Here is an 18,083-nt window from a genome sequence, read left to right as displayed (position 1 = left end):
GTTCACCACAGCGACGACACCTTCTCCTTGACGAAACGGGCGACCAGCCGGGGCAGGCCCTGGGCGAGCGTCTGGTCGAGACGGTCGACGAAGCGCTCCACGTCGACCGGGTCGACGACCAGCGGGGGCCCCACCACCAGCGGGTTCTTCCCGTTGAGCGTGTAATACGTGTAAATGTCGTGGTCTCGGTAGAGGGCGCTGATCACCGCGCAGGTGACCAGCTTCGTACCGAACTGGGGGTCGCGGGCCAGGCCGCCCGGCGCGAGCTTGGCGACCGCGTCGAGGGCGCGCGGCGCGTCGAGGAACACCCCCCACAGGGCGCCCGCGCCACGGACCTCGCTGACCGCGTCCGGGTGTTCCTTGGCGATCCGGGCCAGCCCGGGCGCCAGGATCCGCTCGATGTCGCGGGCCCGGGCCGGGAAGTCCTCCTCGACGGCCACGTTGATCGCCTCGATCGCGGTGGCGGTCTCCTCGCCGAAGCCGTAGTACGTGGTGCTGGTGCTCTGCAACAGGGCGTCGTTGAGGCTCTCGTACGCCTTGTGGAAGATCGGCCGGCGGGCCACGTACGCGGAGATCGAGGACTTGCCGCCGCCGAAGGACTTGGACGTGGTCACCACGTCCGGGATCAGCCCCGGGTAGCGCATGAAGTAGAACATCGTGCCGGTCTTGCCCCACCCGGTGTAGATCTCGTCGAAGATCAGGACGATGTCCTCCCGGGTGCACAGCTCCCGCAGCCCGCGCAGGAACTCCTCCGAGCACCAGCGCATCGTCGAGGCGCTGAACGGCTCGATCAGGATCGCGTAGACGTCGCACCTGCCCCGACGGTCCCGGGTGGCGTCGACCGCCGCGCGCACCGCGTCCAGGTCGTCGTAGGGGAAGCTGACCACGCCCGGGATCCCGGGAAATTTGAAGTGGTTCTGCGAGCTCCCGGTCAGGCTGCCGGATCCGAGCAGCTTGCCGTGGAAGCTGATGTCGCTGCGCAGGATCGTGTTGCGCTTGCCGCCGTGGTACTTGTAGGCCAGCTTGACCGCGCCCTCGACCGCCTCCGCGCCCGAGTTGGGCAGGAAGGACATGTCCAGGTCGCCGGGCATCACCGCGGCCAGGTTGTGGGACAGCGCCGCCAGGTACGGCGAGAAGTAGGTCTTGTGGACCTCCATCCGCTGCTTCTGCTGGAAGCGTTGGCGGGCGGCCAGGATGCGGGGGTGGTTGTGGCCGTGGTTGAGCACCCCGACGCCACCGGTGAAGTCCAGGATCGCCCGCCCGTCGCGGGTGTGGATGTAGGCGCCCTGGGCGTGGTCGACCAGTTCCCGGCCGAAGCCGAACGAGGTCATCAGGCTGACCTGGCTCTTGTTGACGTACCGGCGGTACAGGTCCTGCACCTGGTCGACCGAGAGCTGCTCCGCGTCGTCGATGGTCAGTAGCTCGGACATCGGGTCTTCCTTTCGGACAGCGGGATTCGTGAGTCGGGTGGGCTGACGGGTCAGCCCGGTGTCGGGGTCAGCCGAGCCTCGGGCTCGGCCGGTCGCCGGGTCGGCGGGTGCGCCGGTCGGTGCGCCGTGGTTGCGGCTCGCGTCCGGTCCGGGACGGCGGCTCGCCTCCGGTCCCGGATGCTGACGGCGGCCAACGCCACGGCGGCGGTGAGCACCTCGGCGAGGGTGGTGAGCACCCGGCTGGCGATCGCCGCGGTGACCGCCGCCGGCAGCGGCAGCACCGTGGCCAGGGCGGCGACCAGCGTCACCTCCCGTACGCCGGCCCCGTCCGGCGCGAACAGGGCGAGCGTGCCGGCCGTGGTGGCCAGGGCGAACGCGCCGACGGCCACCGGCAGGGCGGCGCGGGCGTCCGCGCCGAGGAGGACCGCGACAATCCACAGGTGCGCGCCCGAGAGCACCCAGGACAGGCTCTGCCACGCGATCGAGCGGCGTACGTCCGCGGGCCGGTCCAGCGCCGCCGGGCGGGGCCGGCGGGTCACCCGGGCAGCCAGGCCGACCAACGTGTCGATCACGCCGGGCCAGCCGGCCAGCACCACCAGCAGCGCGACCGGGAGGACCAGCCAGGCCAGCCCGGAGTCGAGCACGGCCGGGGCCACCAGCAGGCCGACCGCACCTCCGGTCAGCAGCACCACGACCAGGTTCACCAGGTACGTGCCGGCCATCCGGGCCCGGCTGACCCCGGCCTTCTCGCCGAGCCGGATCTGGGCCAGCAGGCCCCACAACCGGCCGGGGACGAACTTGCCGAGGAAGCCGACGAAGAACATCTGGATCCCGGCACCGGTTGGCACCGGGGAGCCGACCGCCGCCAGGGTCAGCAGCCAGGCCCGGGTTCCGCAGAGCAGCCCCACCGAGGTGACCAGCAACGCGCCGAGCAACCAGGGGATGGTCTCCGGCCGCAGCAACCGACCCAGCGTCGACCACTGCTGTCCGCGCAGGGCCAGCGCGACCCCGCCGACCACCGCCGCCACGAAGGCGACCGTCAGCACGACCCGCAGCACCCGCCGCCAGCTCCGCCGGCCGCTCATCACCGGCCCTCCGCCAGGGTCAGCGGCCGTGGCGTGCCGGCGCCGCGCAGCCGGGCGGCGAAGCCGGCCGCCACGCCGGCCACGATGGCCAGCTGGGCCACCAGGTGTACGCCGACGAACCAGGCCAGGAAGCCCAGCCCTCGTTCCCGGCGGACGAACGGCAGCAGGCCCGGGTCGGCCATCAGAAACAGCCCGAAGCAGGCCAGCGGCACGGCGAGCAGGGCCGGGTGGGCCAGCGCCAACGGCAGCGTGGCGAGCACCAGCGGGGCGGTCAGCACGCCGAGGGCGGGGTTGACCGCGACGCTGCCGGAGCGCATCCGGTGTGCCCCGGCGAACGCCGCCAGCGGCAGCGAGCGCCGGTACTGTTCGCGCAGCATCGCCCGGAATCCGGCGCAGTCGTCGTGTCGGCCGACCACGGTGTCGGTCAACCGGATCCCGGTCACCCGGGCGAGCCGGTCGCTGTACTCGACGTCCTCGGCGTCCCGTAGCCCCTCGTGAAACGGCCCGGCCGCCAGGAAGGCCGAGCGCCGCACCGCGGCCAGCGCGAAGATCGCCGTGTTCACCCGGCCCACGCTGCGCCGCCGCCACCAGTGCGCGTGCAGGACCTTGTAGTGCTCGATGGGCCCGTCGTCGTAGAGCGGCCGGGTGTCGTACGTGCCGTGCACACAGCCGCACTCCGGGTCGGCGGCCATGACCGCCAGCGCGTTGGCGATCGCGTCAGGCCGCAGCGCCACGTCGGAGTCGACGAAGAAGAGGATCTCGCCGCGCGCCTCGCGGGCACCGAGGTTGCGGGCGGCCGACACGCCCTGGTTGCCGCCGCCTGAGACCACGCGACACGGGTAGCGTGCCGCGATCTCCCGGGACCGGTCGGTGGAGCCGTCGTCGACGACGATGACCTCGTACGGGCGGTGGGTCTGCGCGAACACGGCGTCCAGGCAGGCGCCCAGCGTCTTCTCGTAGTTGTAGTTCGGCACGATCACCGACACCGTCTGCTGATCCGCGGCCATCCGGCCTCTCCCTTTCGCATTCGACGTCCGGAAAGGACGTCCAGGAATATCGGTGCCCACGACGTTAGGGACGGGTGGATCGTTGGCCAAGGTGGCGGATCCCGATCCGTGTGGGATTTCCTCGAAGGTGGCAGGAGTACTACGACCAAATGCGTATTCGCACGGCACGGAAAAAGGGCGTCCCGCACGCGGCTGCGCGACGTGCGGGACGCCCTCGACCCCCGATTCGGATACGGGTGGTGGGTGGGGTCAGTTTCGCTGTGTGAGGTGCAGCAGGATGGGCGGACATTCGTCGACGGTGCCCAGCAGGAACTGCTGGATCCGCAACAACCGCCCGCGACAACGGCTACGCAGCGACGGCGGCGGGGCGGGCGGGGCGAGCCCGGTGCCCGGTCGTTCGACGGGGCGGGCTCCTGCCGGCCGGACCACCCGGGGCGTGGTGCGCGCCGGGTGCTCCAGCGAGGTCGTGATGGTCATGCTGCTCCTTCCAGTCGTACGCCGATCGGTGCCCGGCGGCGGTCACACCTCCGCCAGCCGGTTGGCGGCCAGGTCGTCCCAGCGCCGCGCCTGCGCGCCGAGGCCGAGCCGGCGGTGGCAGTCGGCCATCACGGCGAAGGTCGCCTGGTCGTACGGATCCACGTCCAGGGCCCGGCGGCTCCAGTGGATGGCGGTCCACGGGTCGTCGGCGCCCAGCGCCCGGTCGCTGAGGAAGCGCAGGGCGTGCAGGGCCTGCGTCCGGAGCCACTCGCGCTCCGTCACCACCCACTCGGCGTCCTGGTTCGGCAGCAGCGGACCCCGGTAGATCGCCACCGCGTGCCGGAAGTGCCCGGCGGCGCCCTCGTGGTCGCCGCTGGCGACGGCGGCGGTGGCGGCCCTGACCAGCCGGTCGAACGCGGCCACGTCGATCCAGAGCTGGTCCGTGCGGAGCAGGTAGCCGCCGTCCACGGAACAGATCTGCAGCGGTGCCGGCCGGTCGGCGGCCTCGCCCAGCGCCCGTCGGGCGCCGTGCACCGCGGCCTTGACCGAGGTGGCGCCGGCCGACGGCGGCAGGTGTGGCCACAACGCCTCGCGCAGGGTGTCCCGGCTGACCGGCCGGTTCCGGTGGACCAGCAGGTACTGCACCAGCGCCCGCGACCTGCCGGCCCGCCAGTTGGTGACGGGACGACCATGAATGGAGATCCGGAATTCGCCGAGCAGCTCGACGCTCGACGATTCTACGTTGTTCGACATCTGGCACCGCCGTACTCCGTCGAACCCCTCGTCGGGAACGACGGTTCGACCGTAGACAGCGGCGTTGCGGTGGCCAAGGTGGCGGGTTCTGCACCGGCGGGAAAGGTGCCGGTTGGTGGTACTGCTCCTACGACCATGGTCGTATGCCGACTCAGTGCCACGGATGAACCGGGAAACGCGCTCCGCCGCCACGATTTTGGTATGACCTATCACTCGGTAATTCGGCCCGACCGGTCTTTCCGTGTCGAAGGTGTCGGCCGGCCGCTGGCGCCGGTCCGCACCGCCGTGGCGGAGGTTGGTCGGCAGGTGTCGGCGAGTTGGCGTGAGGCCCGCCCCGTCGTCCAGGTCGTCTTTCAGTTGCGGTTCTTCGCGGGGGTGGCGGTCGCCGCCCCACAGGGGATCGTCGCCCGTCCCGCGACCCTGCTGCTCGGTGCGCTCGCCTGGCTCGGTGCGACCTGGTGCGTCTACCTGTTCAACGGGCTGTCCGATCAGGTCGAGGACCGCCGAAACGGCTCGACCCGGCCGCTGGCCACCGGGGCGCTGCCGGTGCGCGCCGCCCGGCGGATCGTGGTCGGCCTGGCCCTGGTGGCGTTGGCGTTGGCCGGCGCGGTCTCCGCGCGGATGGTCGCGTTGGTGGCGCTGATGCTGGCGCTCGGCTGGGCGTACTCGGCCGGCCCTCGCCCGCAGAAGGGCAACATGCTGGGTTTCGTCCTGGTGGTCGCCGCCGGTGGCATCGTCACCTACCTGGCCGGGAGCGCGGCTGCCGGCGCCCCGGTCACCCCCGACCTGGTGGTGGTGATGGTGGCCATGTCGCTGTGGATGGCGTTCGCGGGCACCACCAAGGACCTGTCCGACGTGGCCGGTGACCGGGCGGCCGGTCGGCGTACCTTGCCGGTGCTGCTCGGCGACCGCGGTGCCCGCCGGCTGATGGCCGGGCTGGTCGTGGTGGCCGGCAACGTGCTGTTGGCCGGTGCCCTGCTGGTGGCCCCGGCATTGCTGGTGCCGGCGACCGTGCTGGCTGTGGGTGCGGGCGCGGTGGTCGGCTGCGTGCTCACCGGGGCGGGGGCCGCCGACCGGCGGCGGCAGCGGCGGCCGTACCGGATCTTCATGGCCAGCCAGTACGCGGTCCACCTGACGGTGCTGGGTCTGTTCCTGTACTGAACCACCGACGGGCGGCGGGCGTGTCTCCGTCCGCCGCCGGGTGCTCTCCGTTGTGGACAATCGGAGGTCGGCCACCGGACAATCTACGCTCCGCGACGTGGGCGCTACCGTGGTAGCCTCGGGCGAGACAGCGGGGGGATCCGTGGCGAAGCCGTACGCAATGGAGCCCGTAGCCGAGGCCGAACTGTCCTCCACGGCGCGGGAGATCGTCGACGCGTTCCAGGAGTCGCTGCGCCGGCAGGGCAGTGAGCTGATCAAGGGTCCCGATGTGCTGGCGCAACTGGCGGTCCAGGTTCAGGCCGTGCTCGACGACGTCGCCGCCCGGGTGACGGTCTCCGAGACGTCTCCCCTGGAACTGGTCGGCGAGGCGCGGCTGTTCAACGTCAACATCGGTGCCGACCGGGCCCGCCGCGGCATCCACCCGGTGCAGTCGCTGCGCGCGGCGACCACCCTGTTCGAGGTCATGCTGCCGGTCATCACCCGCGACCTGCCGCCGACCGACAGCGCCGGCGCGCTGCGGATCAGCCGGGCCCTGCACGAGGCCATCATGGCCCGGGTGGCGCTGGCGTCGATGTCCTATGTGGCCTTCCTGATGGAGAAGCTCCAGGCTTCCCGGCAGGAGGAACGGACGCGGATCGCCCGCGAGCTGCACGACCGGGTGCTGCACGAGATGGGCCTGACGCTGCACCAGTTGGACCTGCACCGGCACTACGCCGACCGGGATCCGGCGCAGGCCCGAGCCAAGATCGACACGGCGATCGAGTCACTGGACGAGGCGCTGCGGACGGTCCGGCACCTCTCCGCCGAGCTGCGCCGGTCGGTGGGCGAGTACGGACTGGAACGCACCCTGCGTGCCTACCTGGAAGCCAACGCCCCCGCCTCGGTGCAGTTCTCGATCACCACCACCGGCGACCTCAAGGTGCTGCCGCCCGACGTGCTCGAGGAGCTGTACCTGATCATGCGGGAGGCGACGCGCAACGCGTTGCGGCACGCCGAGCCCACCCGACTGGAGCTCTCCGTCGACGTGGGTGCCACCACCGTCGCCGCCACGGTGGTGGACGACGGGTGCGGCTTCGACACCAGCGACCCCGACCGGGCACGGGGCGGCCTGCCCTCGATGTACGAGCGGGCGCTGCTCCTGCACGGTGTCCTGGAGTTGACCAGCACCCCCGGCCGGGGCACCCGGGTCGAGGTCCACATCCCGTTCTCCGAGGCGGCCCTGTGAGCGCGAGGAGTGAGCCGGTTCTGCGAGCCCCGCAGTCGCGAACTGAGGTGGTCCTGTGAGCGCGAGGAGTGAGCCGGTTCTGCGAGCCCCGCAGTCGCGAACTGAGGTGGTCCTGTGAGCGGGTTCTCCCGGCCCCAGATCAGGGTGTGCCTGGCCGACGACCACAACCTGCTCCGCGACGGCATCCGGGAGATGCTCTCCACCGAACCGGAGTTCGCGGTGGTCGGCGAGGCGTCGTCCGGGCCGGAGGCGCTGGCCCTGGTCGTCCGGCTGCGGCCGGACGTGCTGCTGCTCGACGTCGAGATGCCCGGGCCGGGCGCGTCGGCCATCATCCGCCAGGCCCGCCGGATGGCGCCGGAGACCCGGGTGATCGTGCTGACCATGCACGACGACCCGGACATGGTGCACGAGTTGCTGGAGGCCGGCGCGGTCGCGTACCTGCTGAAGACGATTCTGCGGGACGACCTGGTCGCCGCGGTTCGTTCGGTGGTCCGCCGGCCTGGCCAGAGCGTCCTGCTGGCGGTGTCGCGGGAGACGGTGGAACGGCTGGACCGGCAGAAGCCCCGGACGAACGGCACTCCGCTGACCGCCCGGGAGCTGGAGGTGCTCCGCCTCATCGCGGAGGCGATGAGCAACGCGCAGATCGCCAGCCGGCTGTTCATCACCGAGGCCACCGTCAAGCGGCATCTGACCAACATCTACGCGAAGTTGCAGGCGGTGTCCCGGGTGGACGCCATCCGGAAAGCGACCGCCGCCCGGCTGATCAAGCCGATGGACGACCAGCCCATCACCTGACCGTCAGTGGACGGTCGGCGGGTGTGACCGGGCCATGACCGCCGTCGCCTAGGTTCGTCGGGTCGGATGTCGTCGAGGCTCGTCCGCGTGGGCGGGCCGTGCGCCATCGGTCGGAAACGCCTGTTCCGGGTCGGGAGTCTGGGAGCATCACATGGTTGGGCGGAAGGAGCCCCGCTACTTCCAACTGGTGGCCACCGAAGCCAGGGAGTTCGCGGTCTGGCCGATCGGCCGACGCCCGCCGCAGGGCTGGCGCGTCGTTCCGTTCGCCGGCACGATCCAGGCGTGCGGTCGGCACGTGGCGGAGCTGCGCAGCGCCGGGGCGGCGCGGGCCGGCGACGGGCGGCTGTCGCCGGTCGCGTCCGCGACGCTGGTGGGGCTGTTGCACAAGGCGGCAGGAGAGCAGCCGGATGCCCCGGCGCTGTCGGCGGGAGACCGGCGGGTCTCCTACCGGCAGCTCTGGGAACTGGTCGAGGAGCTGGCCGGGCGGTTGACCGAGTCGGGTGTGGGCCCGGGTGAGCGGGTCGGTGTGGCCGGGCCGGTCACGGCGGACCTGGTCGCCGCCGCGCTCGCGGTGCTGGTCATCGGGGCCACCTGTGTGCTGTCGGTGGGTGACCGGCCGGACGCGGCGTTGGCGGAAGCGCGCCCCGGCCTTGTCCTGCTTCCGGCCGGGTCGGTGGCCGCGTCGCCGAGGTGGTCGATGGTGGTGGCCCGCTGGGTGGGCGTGACCGGTACGGCGTGGCAGGCCCGTGCCGCCCTGGAGCCGGCGGTGGGCGCTGGTGCGGACGATTCCGAGGCATCGCTGGTGATGCTGCCGTCCCGGCCCGGCGTCCCCGCCGTGGTGTGGCGTGGTCGGCAGCTGGCCTGGCTCGCCGGTGACTGCGGCCTACCCTCGACGGGCGGGGGTGACCGGCTGCTGCCCCCGTTCCCTCCCGGTACACCGGCGACGGCGGTGGTGGCGTTGCGCGCGCTGCTCACCGGCGCGGAGCTGGTCCTGCCCGAGCGGGCGGGCGGAGGATCCGCCGATCCGCAGCGGATCGGGCCAGCGCCGATCGCGCCCGTCGCCCGCCGGTGGCGGCTGCGGACCGACCGTGCCGGCGGGTCGCCCGACGAGGTGGAGGTGGTCGGCTTCGTCGAGACCTCGATGCTGTGCGCGACCGTGCTGTCGGGTACCGGCGACCTCGCGCCGTTGCCGCAGGTTCGGCGGTACGTCCTCGACGCGCAGCTCGGTCCGGTGCCGCCTGGTGAGGTCGGTGAGTTGTACGTCGCTGGCGCCACCCTGGCCGCCGGCTACCTGGACCAACCCGAGTTGACCATGAGCCGGTTCCTGCCCGACCCGCTGGGTCCGGTGGAGGGCGGCCTGATGTTCCGCACCGGCATCCTGGCCCGGCGGCTCTCCGATCACCGGTTCGCGCCGGTCGAGCCGCTGGCCGGGTGAGTCGACCGCTCCGACCGGCATCGGCAGGAGCATGGGGCCGGCAAGCAGGCCGCCCCCGGCGCGGCCGGTGTCGTCGGTGGCCGGCACGGAGTTCCGCGCCGGCCGCCGACGGGTAGCTGTCAGGACGGGGTGGGGAAACCGTACCGGGCGGCGTGCTCGGGGTCGGCCGGGTCGATCTGCCGGATGCCGGCGTCGGCGAGCCGCTTGTTGACCTCGTCGAGCCGCTCCCGCACCAACTGGGCCTCCTCCTCGGTGACCCGGCCCCGGTGCGGCTTCCCGGCGTGTTCGATGGTGCCGTAGTCCGGCTTCTCCGCGGTCTTGCGCGCCTTCGGTGGGCGGACCCGTTCGGCGGTCTTCAACAACTGGGCCATCGGCGTGTCGGTGGCCATGGCGTCGAACTCGCTGGCGGTCAGCACCACGCGGCGCGGTTCACCCTGGCCGTGCCGGTCGTGGATCTCCACCACGGCGACGTCCAGCGCCGCGTCGTCGATGCTCTCCACCTCGGCCGGTGTGGCGTCCAGCTGCACGGGCCCGGCCACCAGGTCAGGGTGCTCGAGCACGACGACCTTGACCATGTCGTCGTCGGGCCGCAACACCGTGCCGCTGAAGTCGGAGACGTGGATCGTCTTCTTGCCCATGCGCGGAGCTTCTCCTGTCGTTGGCCGGAACTCGGACCAGAAGACGCTACCCGACAGGTGTGCGAAGGCCGCTGTTGGACGCTCCGGGTGTGTCGCCGCTGTCCCGCCTCGTCAGTGGGTGCTCAGGCCGCGCCGGGAGGAGGTGCCGGCCGGCAGGCTGTTGAGGTCGCTCCACGAGAGTGTCGCCTGCGCCCCGTGTCCGGTCCGTGCCTCCTGGTACGGCGGCTGGCCCGGGAATCGCCCGGCGGCCTCCGCCGGCCGCCACGCCCGCTCACTGTCCTGCTGGTACCGGTCATTCGGTTGCTTCGGCATGACCATTACCATCCCAAGGAAAGTTGTACATGTATGGAAATCGATATGACGATCGATCGATGCCGGTAAATTCTGTGTATCGCGGTGCCGGTACCGGTACCCCGGCGGTCGGGGTCCGAACCGCTGCCGCCCGCCCGATCATCAAGCCCCGCCGGCCGGTCCGGCGTACCGTGATCACGGTTGGTCGTACCAGATCGGGGTGAGGGAGGTCTGCGGTGCTCGACCGCCGGCTCTACCTGCATCTGGTCACCTGGCTCGGTCAGTGGCCCGCCGGCCCGGGTCTGCACGTCGTGGGTTCCCGACGGCGGGGTCGACCGGCCTGGGACGGCCGGCTCCGCCCGGCGATCGCCGTACGTGCCGGCGACAGCACCGTGCTCTCCGTGCCCCCGGAGCGGGTCGCGGCGATCCGGGCCCTGGCCCGGGATTTGGAGGCCGGCCTGCTGGCCGCGCTTCCCGCCGCGGTCGGCCAGCCGGGGTGGGTCGTCCACCACGACACCTTCCGGTGGAGCCTCGCACCCGCTCCGCTGCCCGACGTGGGGGAGTGGACCGATCCCGCCGACCCCATCCTCCCGTCCTGGCTGCACCTGTTCGACCGGGAGGTGCTGGTCGTCCGGGACGCCGACGGCGGCTACCTGGCCGGCGTGGGCGTCAAGCGGCACGACGCGCACGGCCACGAACTCGCGGTGGGCACGGTGCCGGCGGCACGTGGCCGGGGACTGGCCCGCCGGCTCGTGGCGCAGGCCGCCCGGCGGGTGCTCGACGAGGGGGCGGTGCCGACGTACCGGCACAACCCGGCCAACGTCGCCTCCGCCCGGGTCGCCGCGGCGGCCGGCTTCCCCGACCGGGGCTGGCGGTCGTTCGGTGTCTATCCGCCGTGACGACCTCGCGGCTGCGGCACGTCATCCGGCCCACGGCAGGAGCGGACCGTGGATTCCGGGCCGAATCCACGGTCCGCAGCTTCCCCCAGGCCCGCCGTGAGCCGGCATCCCGCCGACTGGTCCTGCTGGTGACGCTACGTAGAGATTGTCTGCTCGGCAAGAGGTACCCGCTCGATCGGGAGTGTCCGGTAGTGGACTTGACCTGCGGTGGGATGCCCTGCGGGGGTGGTCGGTGCGGTGACGGAGCGTGCCTGAATGGTCTGGGCCCCGACGGTGGACCGTCGCCCTCAGTCGGTCAGGCCGAGCACCTCGGCCGCCGCGCGACCGTTGGCGTGGCTCGCGCCGAAGGTGCTGACGAAGGCGCGTACGCCGGCCGGCCGCCACCGGCTTGGCCAGCCCATCTCCACCACCGTCACCGGGTACGCCGCCGCCAGCGCCTCGACCAGCGCCGGGCCGCCGGGCAGCCGGTGCAGGTGTCGCCCCACCAGCACGATCGGCCGGTCCCCGGCGAGCCGGCCCAGCTCCGCCGGGTCGGTCTCGGCGGCCACCATCCGCAGCTCCGCCAGGCCGGCCAGGTGCGGGCCGAGGCCCCACGGCACCCGTCCCCCAGCCCGGTTGGTGGCGGCGTGCAGCCGTACCACCAGCGGCCGGACCAGCCCGCCGACGTCTCCCTCGACGCGCACCGCGCGGCGCGCGACGGCGTATCCGAGATCGCTGGGGGCGGCCGGTGCGGTGCCGGCGCCCCGGGTCCAGGCGGCGAGCGCGGCGGCCCGACCGGCCGCCTCCTCCACCCGGGACCGCTCCAGCCGGCCGTCCCCGATCGCCGCGACGATCTGCCCCGCCACCTGCTCGACCAGCGCGGCGTCCACCCTGGCGCCGAGGCAGAGCAGATCCGCCCCCGCGGCCAGGGCACTGACGGCCGCCGGCGCCACCCCACCGGCGGCCAGCGTCGCGCCCCTCATCTCCAGCGCGTCGGTGATCACCGTGCCGGTGAAGCCGTACTCGCCACGCAGCAGGTCGACCAGGACCGCCCGGCTGAAGGTGGCCGGCCCGTCCCCGGTCAGGGCCGGCACCCGGATGTGCGCGGTCATCACCGCCCGCGCCCCCGCCTCGATCGCCGCCGCGAAGGGCGGCAGATCCCGGTCGCGTAGCACGGCCGGCGACACGTCCACCGTGGGCAGCTCGCGGTGCGAGTCGGCGACGGTGGCGCCGTGACCGGGAAAGTGCTTCGCGCACGCCACCACCCCGGCCGACTGAAGACCCACGACGGCGGCGGCGGAATGCGCGGCCACCCGGGCCGGGTCGGCGCCGAACGCCCGGGTGCCGATCACCGGATTCTCGTCCGCGCTGTTGACATCCACGGTCGGGGCCAAATCGACGGTCACCCCGAGGACGGCCAGTTCCGCGCCGAGGGCCGCGTAGACCTGTCGGGTCAGCACGGGGTCGTCGACCACGCCGAGCGCCGCGTTGCCCGGGTACGGGCTGCCGGTGGCGTGCGCCAGCCGGGTGACGTCACCGCCCTCCTCGTCGATGGCCACCAGCACGTCGGTGCGGCCGGCGCGCAGCGCCGCGGTGCTCGCCGCCACCTGCGCCGGGTCGTGGACGTTGCCGCCGAACAGGGTGTGCCCGGCCAGCCCCTCGCCGACCAGGTCGACGGCCCACCCCGGCGGCACCGGCCCCGGGTACGCGGCGAGCAACGTGCCCAACGCGAGGCGGCGCAGCCCTGGATCCGGTCGCATCGTGTTGTGGCCCCCTTACGCGCCGAACCGCCCCCGCCCGATTCAGATGAGGTCCCGCCGGCGGAACGTGGCGAAGGCGGCAACCGTCACCGCGCCGGTCAGGGCCAGCAGCACGGCCAGCGCCGGCCCTGCGGTGATCGTGTAGGTGCCGTCGCACACAGCGAAGCCGGGGCCGTCGGAGCAGGCGGAACCGTCGAACAACTCGATCCTGCCGGCCAGCCAGGCCCCCACGTACGTGGAGAGCATCAGCTGCTCGATCCGCGTCACGTCCAGGATCTCGAAGACGACCCGGGCGCCCAACTCCCACACCACGGCGTACGCGGCGAAGGCGCCCAGCGCCGCCGAGGTGTGCCGGCCCAGCGTGGCGATCCCGAAGCCCAACGCGGAGCCCAGCAGCACCAGCACCACACCCCGCCCGTACCCCGCGGCCAGCTTCTGCCAGAACTCCCCGTCGAGCTGGCCCGGCAGCCCGGCGGTCTGGCCGATCAGCCAGAACGTGCCGAGGTAGACCACCGTGGCGAGCACCGACAGCAGCACCATCACCCCGAGCAGGGTGCCCAGCTTCGCGCCGAGCACGGCGAGCCGGCCCGGTCGCCAGAGCAGCAGGTTGACCACGCCGCCGGAGTTCAGGTCGGCACCGATGTAGGAGGCCCCCACCAGGAAACCGAACAGCAGCAGGAAGGCGATCAGGATGATGGTCAGCGGTTCGGCCTGCTGGGCGAAGACGAACACCCCGTTCAGGTAGTCGGCGACCACCGGCAGTCGCTCCCGCAGCACCGGGTCAAGTTCGCTGCAGTCGCGCGGCAGGTAGGCGTTCTCGTCCGGCGGCACCTGGCCCGCCTTCACCGCCAGGCAGCGTTCGTGCTCGACCTCCATGCTGTTGATCGCCGCCGTGACTTCCGCGTGGGCCATGGCGAGTTCCCGCGCCGATGGTCGGTGCGACCCGACCACGGTGGTCGCGGCGGTGATGACGAACGCCAGCGCCAGCAGCACCAGCATCAACTGCGCGAAACGGCGGGCGGCCAGCCGCTCCACCTCGGCACGGACGAGGTTCACGCGCCCACCCCCCGGTCACCGGTCACGCCAAGGTCGATCATCGGGGTGTCGGCTTCCTTTGCGGGCAGGACGGACCCGCCGACCTGCCGCGGTAGCGCCGGATGGGGCGTGCTGCCGGTCAGTTCGAGGAAGACGCTCTCCAGGTCGGGGCGGATCGGGGTCAGTTCGCCGACCCACAGCCCCTGCTCCCCGAGGGTGCGGGTGATCAGCTCCGGCTCCTGCGCTCCGCCGACCGCCAGCACCCCCTCGTGCACGGCAACGGACATCCCGACCTCCCGGAGCAACTGCGCCGCGCGTTCCGGCTCGGCCACGCGGACCCGGCACTCGTGCCGGTCGAAGCCGGCCAGCACCTCCCGTACCGGCCCGGCCGCCACCCGCCGGCCGTCGGAGACGATCGTCACGTGGTCGCAGATCAGCTGGATCTCGGCCAGGATGTGACTGGAGATCACCACGGTCACCCCGGAGTCGGCCAGCGACCGGACGAGATCCCGCATCTCCCGGATGCCCGCCGGGTCCAGCCCGTTCGCCGGCTCGTCCAGGATGAGCAGCTCCGGCTCCTTGAGCAGGGCCGAGGCGACGGCCAGCCGCTGCTTCATGCCGAGCGAGTAGCCCTTCACCCGGTCGTCGCCGCGTTCGTGCAGGCCGACCTGCTCCAGCACCGCGTCGACCCGGGCGGTCGGCACCCCGCCCGCCACGGCCAGCAGCCGCAGCGTACGGCGACCGGTGAAGTTGCCGAAGAACTGCGGGCTCTCCACGATCGCGCCGATCCGCCCGGCCACCCGGACCAGCCGCTCCGGCGCCGGTTCGCCCAGGACGCTCATCCGGCCGCTGTCCGGGGTGACCAGGCCGAGCAGGGCGCGCAGGGTGGTCGTCTTGCCGGACCCGTTCGGGCCGAGGAAGCCGTGCACCTGCCCGGCCTCGACCAGCATGTCGAAGCCGTCCACCGCGACCCGGCGTCCCTTGCGGACGCTGCGGTACGTCTTGCGCAGTCCCTCGATCTCGATGACCGCGCTCATCCGCGGCGGTCCTGACAACGGTCGGGCATGGGCCGTCCTTCAGGGGTTGGTGACCAACGACACGGCGCTCCACCCTAAGCCGCGGGCACCGCCCGTGGGGGGCACCGCGCGGGTTGCGTGGTTGGATGGAGCGGTGACTGGTGACCTGATCCCCGGCGCCGCCGGCGCCCCCGCCCCCCTGCCCGTGGACGCGGATCTGGTGGTCAGCCTCGACGGCGTCGGCGTGCAGCGCGCCGGTGCCGCGCTGCTGCACGACGTGGACTGGCGGGTCGAGCTCGACGAACGCTGGGTCGTGCTCGGTCCCAACGGCGCCGGCAAGACCACCCTGCTCAACCTGGCCGCAGGCCGGCTGCATCCGACCACCGGCACGGCGCACGTGCTCGGCGAGCGGATCGGCCGGACCGACGTCAACGAGCTCCGGACCCGTATCGGCCTGTCCACCGCGGCCCTGGCCGAGCGCCTGCCCGCCGACGAGCGGGTCAGCGACGCGGTGGTCACCGCCGCCTGGTCGGTGGTGGGTCGCTGGCGGGAGAGCTACGACCGCACCGACGAGACCCGGGCCCGCGCCCTGCTCGGTCAGTTCGGCATCGACCACCTCGCCGACCGTGCCTACGGCACCCTCTCCGAGGGGGAGCGCAAGCGGGTACAGATCGCCCGCGCCCTGATGACCGACCCGGAACTGCTGCTGCTCGACGAGCCGGCCGCCGGGCTCGACCTGGGCGGCCGGGAGGACCTGGTGGCCCGGCTGGCCGAGCTGGCGTACGACCCGGACGCCCCCGCCCTGGTGCTGGTCACCCACCACGTCGAGGAGATCCCGCCCGGCTTCACCCACGCGCTGCTGCTGCGCGAGGGGGGTGTGGTCGCGCAGGGTCTGCTCGCCGACACGCTCACCGGCGACAACCTCTCGAAGGCCTTCGGTCTGCCGCTGGTCGTGCAGCGGCACGGCGAGCGGTACACCGCCCGCGCGGCCTGACCGGCACGGCGGTCCTAGACTCGCAGCCGACGTGCAGGTCAGGGCAGGGAGGTTGTGGTGCGGCAGACCCGAGTTGTCGTGGTGGGCAGCGCGAACATGGACCTTGTCGGCGCCGGCCCGGCGCTGCCCCGTCCGGGCGAGACCGTGCTCGGTAACGACTTCGTCATGGTGCCCGGCGGCAAGGGGGCCAACCAGGCGGTCGGCGCGGCTCGGGCGGGCGCTGCCTGCACCTTCCTCGGCGCGATCGGCTCGGACGCCTTCGGGGTGACCCTGCGGTCCCGGATCACCGCCGCCGGCGTGGACACCGGCCAGCTCCGGGTGGTGTACGGGGCCTCCGGCGTGGCGCTGGTCCTGGTGAACGCCGTCGGCGAGAACTCGATCCTGGTGGTCCCGGGCGCCAACGAGGCATTCCGCGGGCTCACCGAGGGCGAGCTGGACACGGTACGCCAGGCCGACGTCCTGGTCGCCCAACTGGAGATCCCGGTCGAGACGGTGACCACGGCGGCGGTGGCCGCCCGGGAGGCGGGCACCCGCGTGATCCTCAACGCGGCACCGGCCCGGCAGGTGCCGGCCGAGTTGCTGGCGGCGGTGGACCTGCTGGTGGTCAACGAGACCGAGGCGCAGACGCTCACCGGCCAGGGCCGGGAGCAGCGGCGGGCGCTGCTGGACCTGGTGCCCCGCGCGGTGCTCACCCTCGGTGGCCAGGGCGCCTGGTACCTCGACCGGGACGGCGCGGACGTGCACGTCCCGGCGATTGAGGTGGAGGTGGTGGACTCCACCGCCGCCGGTGACGCGTTCACGGCGGCGCTGGCGGTGGCCTGGGGCGAGGGCCGTGCGGTGCTCGAGGCGGTGCGGTGGGCGGCGGCCGCCGGTGCCGCCTGCGTCCGCAAGCTCGGGGCCTCGGTGGCGCTGCCGTACCGCTCGGAGATCGACGCCCTCTACACCCCGGCCGCCGACTGAGGGTCACTCGCCGGATTCGTCGCTGATCCGCTCGCCCCGGCGGCGCAGCATGCCGAGGCCGGGGATACCGGCGACGGCGAGCCGCAGATCGCGGGTGACGTCGAGCAGGTCGTGCAGGTCCGGGCCGACCCGGTCCAGGGTGGCCAGGATCGGCAGGATGTCTGAGGTCAGGTGTGCCTTGAGTTTCGGCAGCTCGTCCACCAGGCGGATCGCGGCGGTCACCTCCTCCTGGCTGAGCTCGGCCACGAACCGGTGCGCCATCGGCGCTCCCCGGCGCAGCGCCGGCTCGTACGCCGTCAGCAGGTCCGCCGCGGTGGCGGCGGCCCCCTCGGCGGTGGCGACCGTGCCGGCGGCCCGGGCGGCGACGGCGTCGGCCTCGGCGACCAGCACGGCGGCGGCCCGGGCCACCCGGTCCGCCTCGCCGACCACCGTCGCCGCCGCCGTGGCCACCTCGGTCGCCGTGTCGATCGCGGTCGTCGCGGCGGCGCTGATCACCGCCACTTCCCGCACCGCCGTCTCGGCGTCGGTGAGCACCTGGTCGGTCCGGTCCAGGGTGCCCTCGATCCGGTCCACCACCCCGTTGATCCGTGCCAGCAGGGCCTCCACCCCGTCGAGTACGGCGAACGCGCGGGCCGGCACGGCGGCGAACGAGGCGGCCGAACCGAACGCCTGGTCGAGGGCGGAGCGGGTGCGGCCGACGACGTCACCCGGCCGGGGAAGGGGAATAGCCATGACACCAGTGTGCGTCGTCACCGCTGCTCGCGTCGGCGACGACAGCCGGCCGGACCGGACCGCCCGGCGTCACGACCCGGGGTGCTGTTCGACGGCGCGTTGCACGGCCCGGTAGATCTGCCCGAACCGCAACGCGTCCGGCGTGCGCACCAGCATCACCTCGGTGCCGTGGTGCCGCACCCACAGCTCGTGCACCCGGTTGCCGCGTTCGTAGGAGCGGTCCAGCCAGCCCAGCGGCAACTCCAGGAAGGGCGCCAGGGCCAGCGCCGCGACCGCACAGCCGGCCAGGATGACCAGCACCACCGTCCAGTTTCCCCGGTCCTGTGCGGACCAGAGCAGCGAAACGACGCAGACCAGCGCCACCAGTGGCGGCAGCGACAGCAGCAGGACCAGCACCCCCCGGCCCAGCAC

19 protein-coding genes are annotated in these 18,083 nt (G+C 72.9%); 7 read left to right on the top strand and 12 right to left on the bottom strand.

Annotation, left to right across the window (positions count from 1 at the left end):
• Positions 1–2: 2 nt before the first annotated feature.
• From E1182_RS12760 to E1182_RS12740, 5 genes are all read right to left on the bottom strand, one after another.
• Positions 3–1,331 carry an aspartate aminotransferase family protein gene (locus tag E1182_RS12760; RefSeq protein WP_207921381.1) on the bottom strand — a complete coding sequence of 443 codons (1,329 nt, stop codon included), beginning with the start codon at positions 1,329–1,331 and terminating at the stop codon, positions 3–5.
• 149 nt (positions 1,332–1,480) lie between these two features.
• The gene (locus E1182_RS12755) at positions 1,481–2,515 is read right to left on the bottom strand and encodes a lysylphosphatidylglycerol synthase transmembrane domain-containing protein (RefSeq protein WP_132264427.1); all 1,035 of its coding nucleotides are present in this window, start codon (positions 2,513–2,515) and stop codon (positions 1,481–1,483) included.
• Entirely contained in the window at positions 2,515–3,522 is a 1,008-nt protein-coding gene (locus tag E1182_RS12750) for a glycosyltransferase family 2 protein (RefSeq protein ID WP_132264425.1), read from the bottom strand. The genes E1182_RS12755 and E1182_RS12750 overlap by 1 nt, the downstream gene beginning before the upstream one ends.
• Positions 3,523–3,771: 249 nt before the next feature.
• The gene (locus E1182_RS12745; protein ID WP_132264423.1) at positions 3,772–3,999 is read right to left on the bottom strand and encodes a hypothetical protein; all 228 of its coding nucleotides are present in this window, start codon (positions 3,997–3,999) and stop codon (positions 3,772–3,774) included.
• A 42-nt stretch (positions 4,000–4,041) separates the two neighbouring features.
• Entirely contained in the window at positions 4,042–4,752 is a 711-nt protein-coding gene (locus tag E1182_RS12740) for a BTAD domain-containing putative transcriptional regulator (RefSeq protein ID WP_132264421.1), read from the bottom strand.
• A 285-nt stretch (positions 4,753–5,037) separates the two neighbouring features.
• On the opposite strand from E1182_RS12740, the gene E1182_RS12735 reads away from it, so the two are divergent.
• The 4 genes from E1182_RS12735 (at position 5,038) to E1182_RS12720 (ending at position 9,368) form a co-directional block, all read left to right on the top strand.
• Positions 5,038–5,913, top strand: coding sequence for a UbiA family prenyltransferase (locus tag E1182_RS12735; RefSeq protein ID WP_207921380.1), 876 nt, complete (start codon positions 5,038–5,040; stop codon positions 5,911–5,913).
• A 160-nt stretch (positions 5,914–6,073) separates the two neighbouring features.
• Positions 6,074–7,138, top strand: coding sequence for a sensor histidine kinase (locus E1182_RS12730; RefSeq protein WP_132264416.1), 1,065 nt, complete (start codon positions 6,074–6,076; stop codon positions 7,136–7,138).
• 114 nt (positions 7,139–7,252) lie between these two features.
• Positions 7,253–7,933: a response regulator transcription factor gene (locus E1182_RS12725; RefSeq protein WP_132264414.1), complete on the top strand. Its 681-nt coding sequence runs from the start codon at positions 7,253–7,255 to the stop codon at positions 7,931–7,933.
• A gap of 151 nt (positions 7,934–8,084) precedes the next feature.
• On the top strand, positions 8,085–9,368 hold the full coding sequence (locus E1182_RS12720) for an AMP-binding protein (protein ID WP_132264412.1): 1,284 nt from the start codon (positions 8,085–8,087) through the stop codon (positions 9,366–9,368).
• A 119-nt stretch (positions 9,369–9,487) separates the two neighbouring features.
• On the opposite strand, the gene E1182_RS12715 is transcribed toward E1182_RS12720, so the two are convergent.
• Both E1182_RS12715 and E1182_RS12710 read right to left on the bottom strand, forming a co-directional pair.
• A complete protein-coding gene (locus tag E1182_RS12715) occupies positions 9,488–10,006 on the bottom strand; it encodes a hypothetical protein (RefSeq protein WP_132264410.1) in 519 nt (172 codons plus the stop codon).
• Between the two features lie 111 nt (positions 10,007–10,117).
• The gene (locus E1182_RS12710) at positions 10,118–10,318 is read right to left on the bottom strand and encodes a DNA repair protein (RefSeq protein WP_132264407.1); all 201 of its coding nucleotides are present in this window, start codon (positions 10,316–10,318) and stop codon (positions 10,118–10,120) included.
• 215 nt (positions 10,319–10,533) lie between these two features.
• Between E1182_RS12710 and E1182_RS12705 the strand changes: the two genes are divergently transcribed.
• A complete protein-coding gene (locus tag E1182_RS12705) occupies positions 10,534–11,196 on the top strand; it encodes a GNAT family N-acetyltransferase (RefSeq protein ID WP_132264405.1) in 663 nt (220 codons plus the stop codon).
• A gap of 287 nt (positions 11,197–11,483) precedes the next feature.
• Here the strand turns inward: E1182_RS12705 and E1182_RS12700 are convergent, their stop codons facing one another.
• Genes E1182_RS12700 through E1182_RS12690 form a run of 3 tightly spaced genes read right to left on the bottom strand, consistent with a single transcriptional unit; the run spans position 11,484 to position 15,007 of the window.
• Positions 11,484–12,935 (bottom strand): glycoside hydrolase family 3 N-terminal domain-containing protein, encoded by a 1,452-nt coding sequence (locus E1182_RS12700; RefSeq protein ID WP_132264403.1) that lies wholly within the window; start codon positions 12,933–12,935, stop codon positions 11,484–11,486.
• 42 nt (positions 12,936–12,977) lie between these two features.
• Entirely contained in the window at positions 12,978–13,991 is a 1,014-nt protein-coding gene (locus E1182_RS12695; RefSeq protein WP_132264401.1) for an ABC transporter permease, read from the bottom strand.
• The gene (locus E1182_RS12690) at positions 13,988–15,007 is read right to left on the bottom strand and encodes an ABC transporter ATP-binding protein (RefSeq protein WP_132264399.1); all 1,020 of its coding nucleotides are present in this window, start codon (positions 15,005–15,007) and stop codon (positions 13,988–13,990) included. Before E1182_RS12690 ends, E1182_RS12695 begins: the two co-directional genes overlap by 4 nt.
• 133 nt (positions 15,008–15,140) lie before the next feature.
• Between E1182_RS12690 and E1182_RS12685 the strand changes: the two genes are divergently transcribed.
• Both E1182_RS12685 and E1182_RS12680 read left to right on the top strand, forming a co-directional pair.
• Positions 15,141–15,980: an ABC transporter ATP-binding protein gene (locus E1182_RS12685; RefSeq protein WP_132264396.1), complete on the top strand. Its 840-nt coding sequence runs from the start codon at positions 15,141–15,143 to the stop codon at positions 15,978–15,980.
• Between the two features lie 57 nt (positions 15,981–16,037).
• Positions 16,038–16,940: a ribokinase gene (locus tag E1182_RS12680; RefSeq protein ID WP_132264394.1), complete on the top strand. Its 903-nt coding sequence runs from the start codon at positions 16,038–16,040 to the stop codon at positions 16,938–16,940.
• A gap of 3 nt (positions 16,941–16,943) precedes the next feature.
• Here E1182_RS12680 and E1182_RS12675 read toward each other — a convergent pair whose 3' ends face one another.
• Complete coding sequence (locus E1182_RS12675; protein ID WP_132264391.1) at positions 16,944–17,672, bottom strand: hypothetical protein; 729 nt, start codon at positions 17,670–17,672, stop codon at positions 16,944–16,946.
• Positions 17,673–17,741: 69 nt separating this feature from the next.
• Positions 17,742–18,083: DUF6232 family protein (locus tag E1182_RS12670; protein ID WP_132264389.1), on the bottom strand; the 342-nt coding region annotated here is incomplete at its 5' end.

It is taken from the genome of Micromonospora sp. KC721 (assembly GCF_004348355.1).
Lineage (GTDB): Bacteria > Actinomycetota > Actinomycetes > Mycobacteriales > Micromonosporaceae > Micromonospora.
The sequence above is the reverse complement of the archived record's forward strand: the minus strand, read 5'-3'. Positions and strand labels throughout refer to the sequence as shown.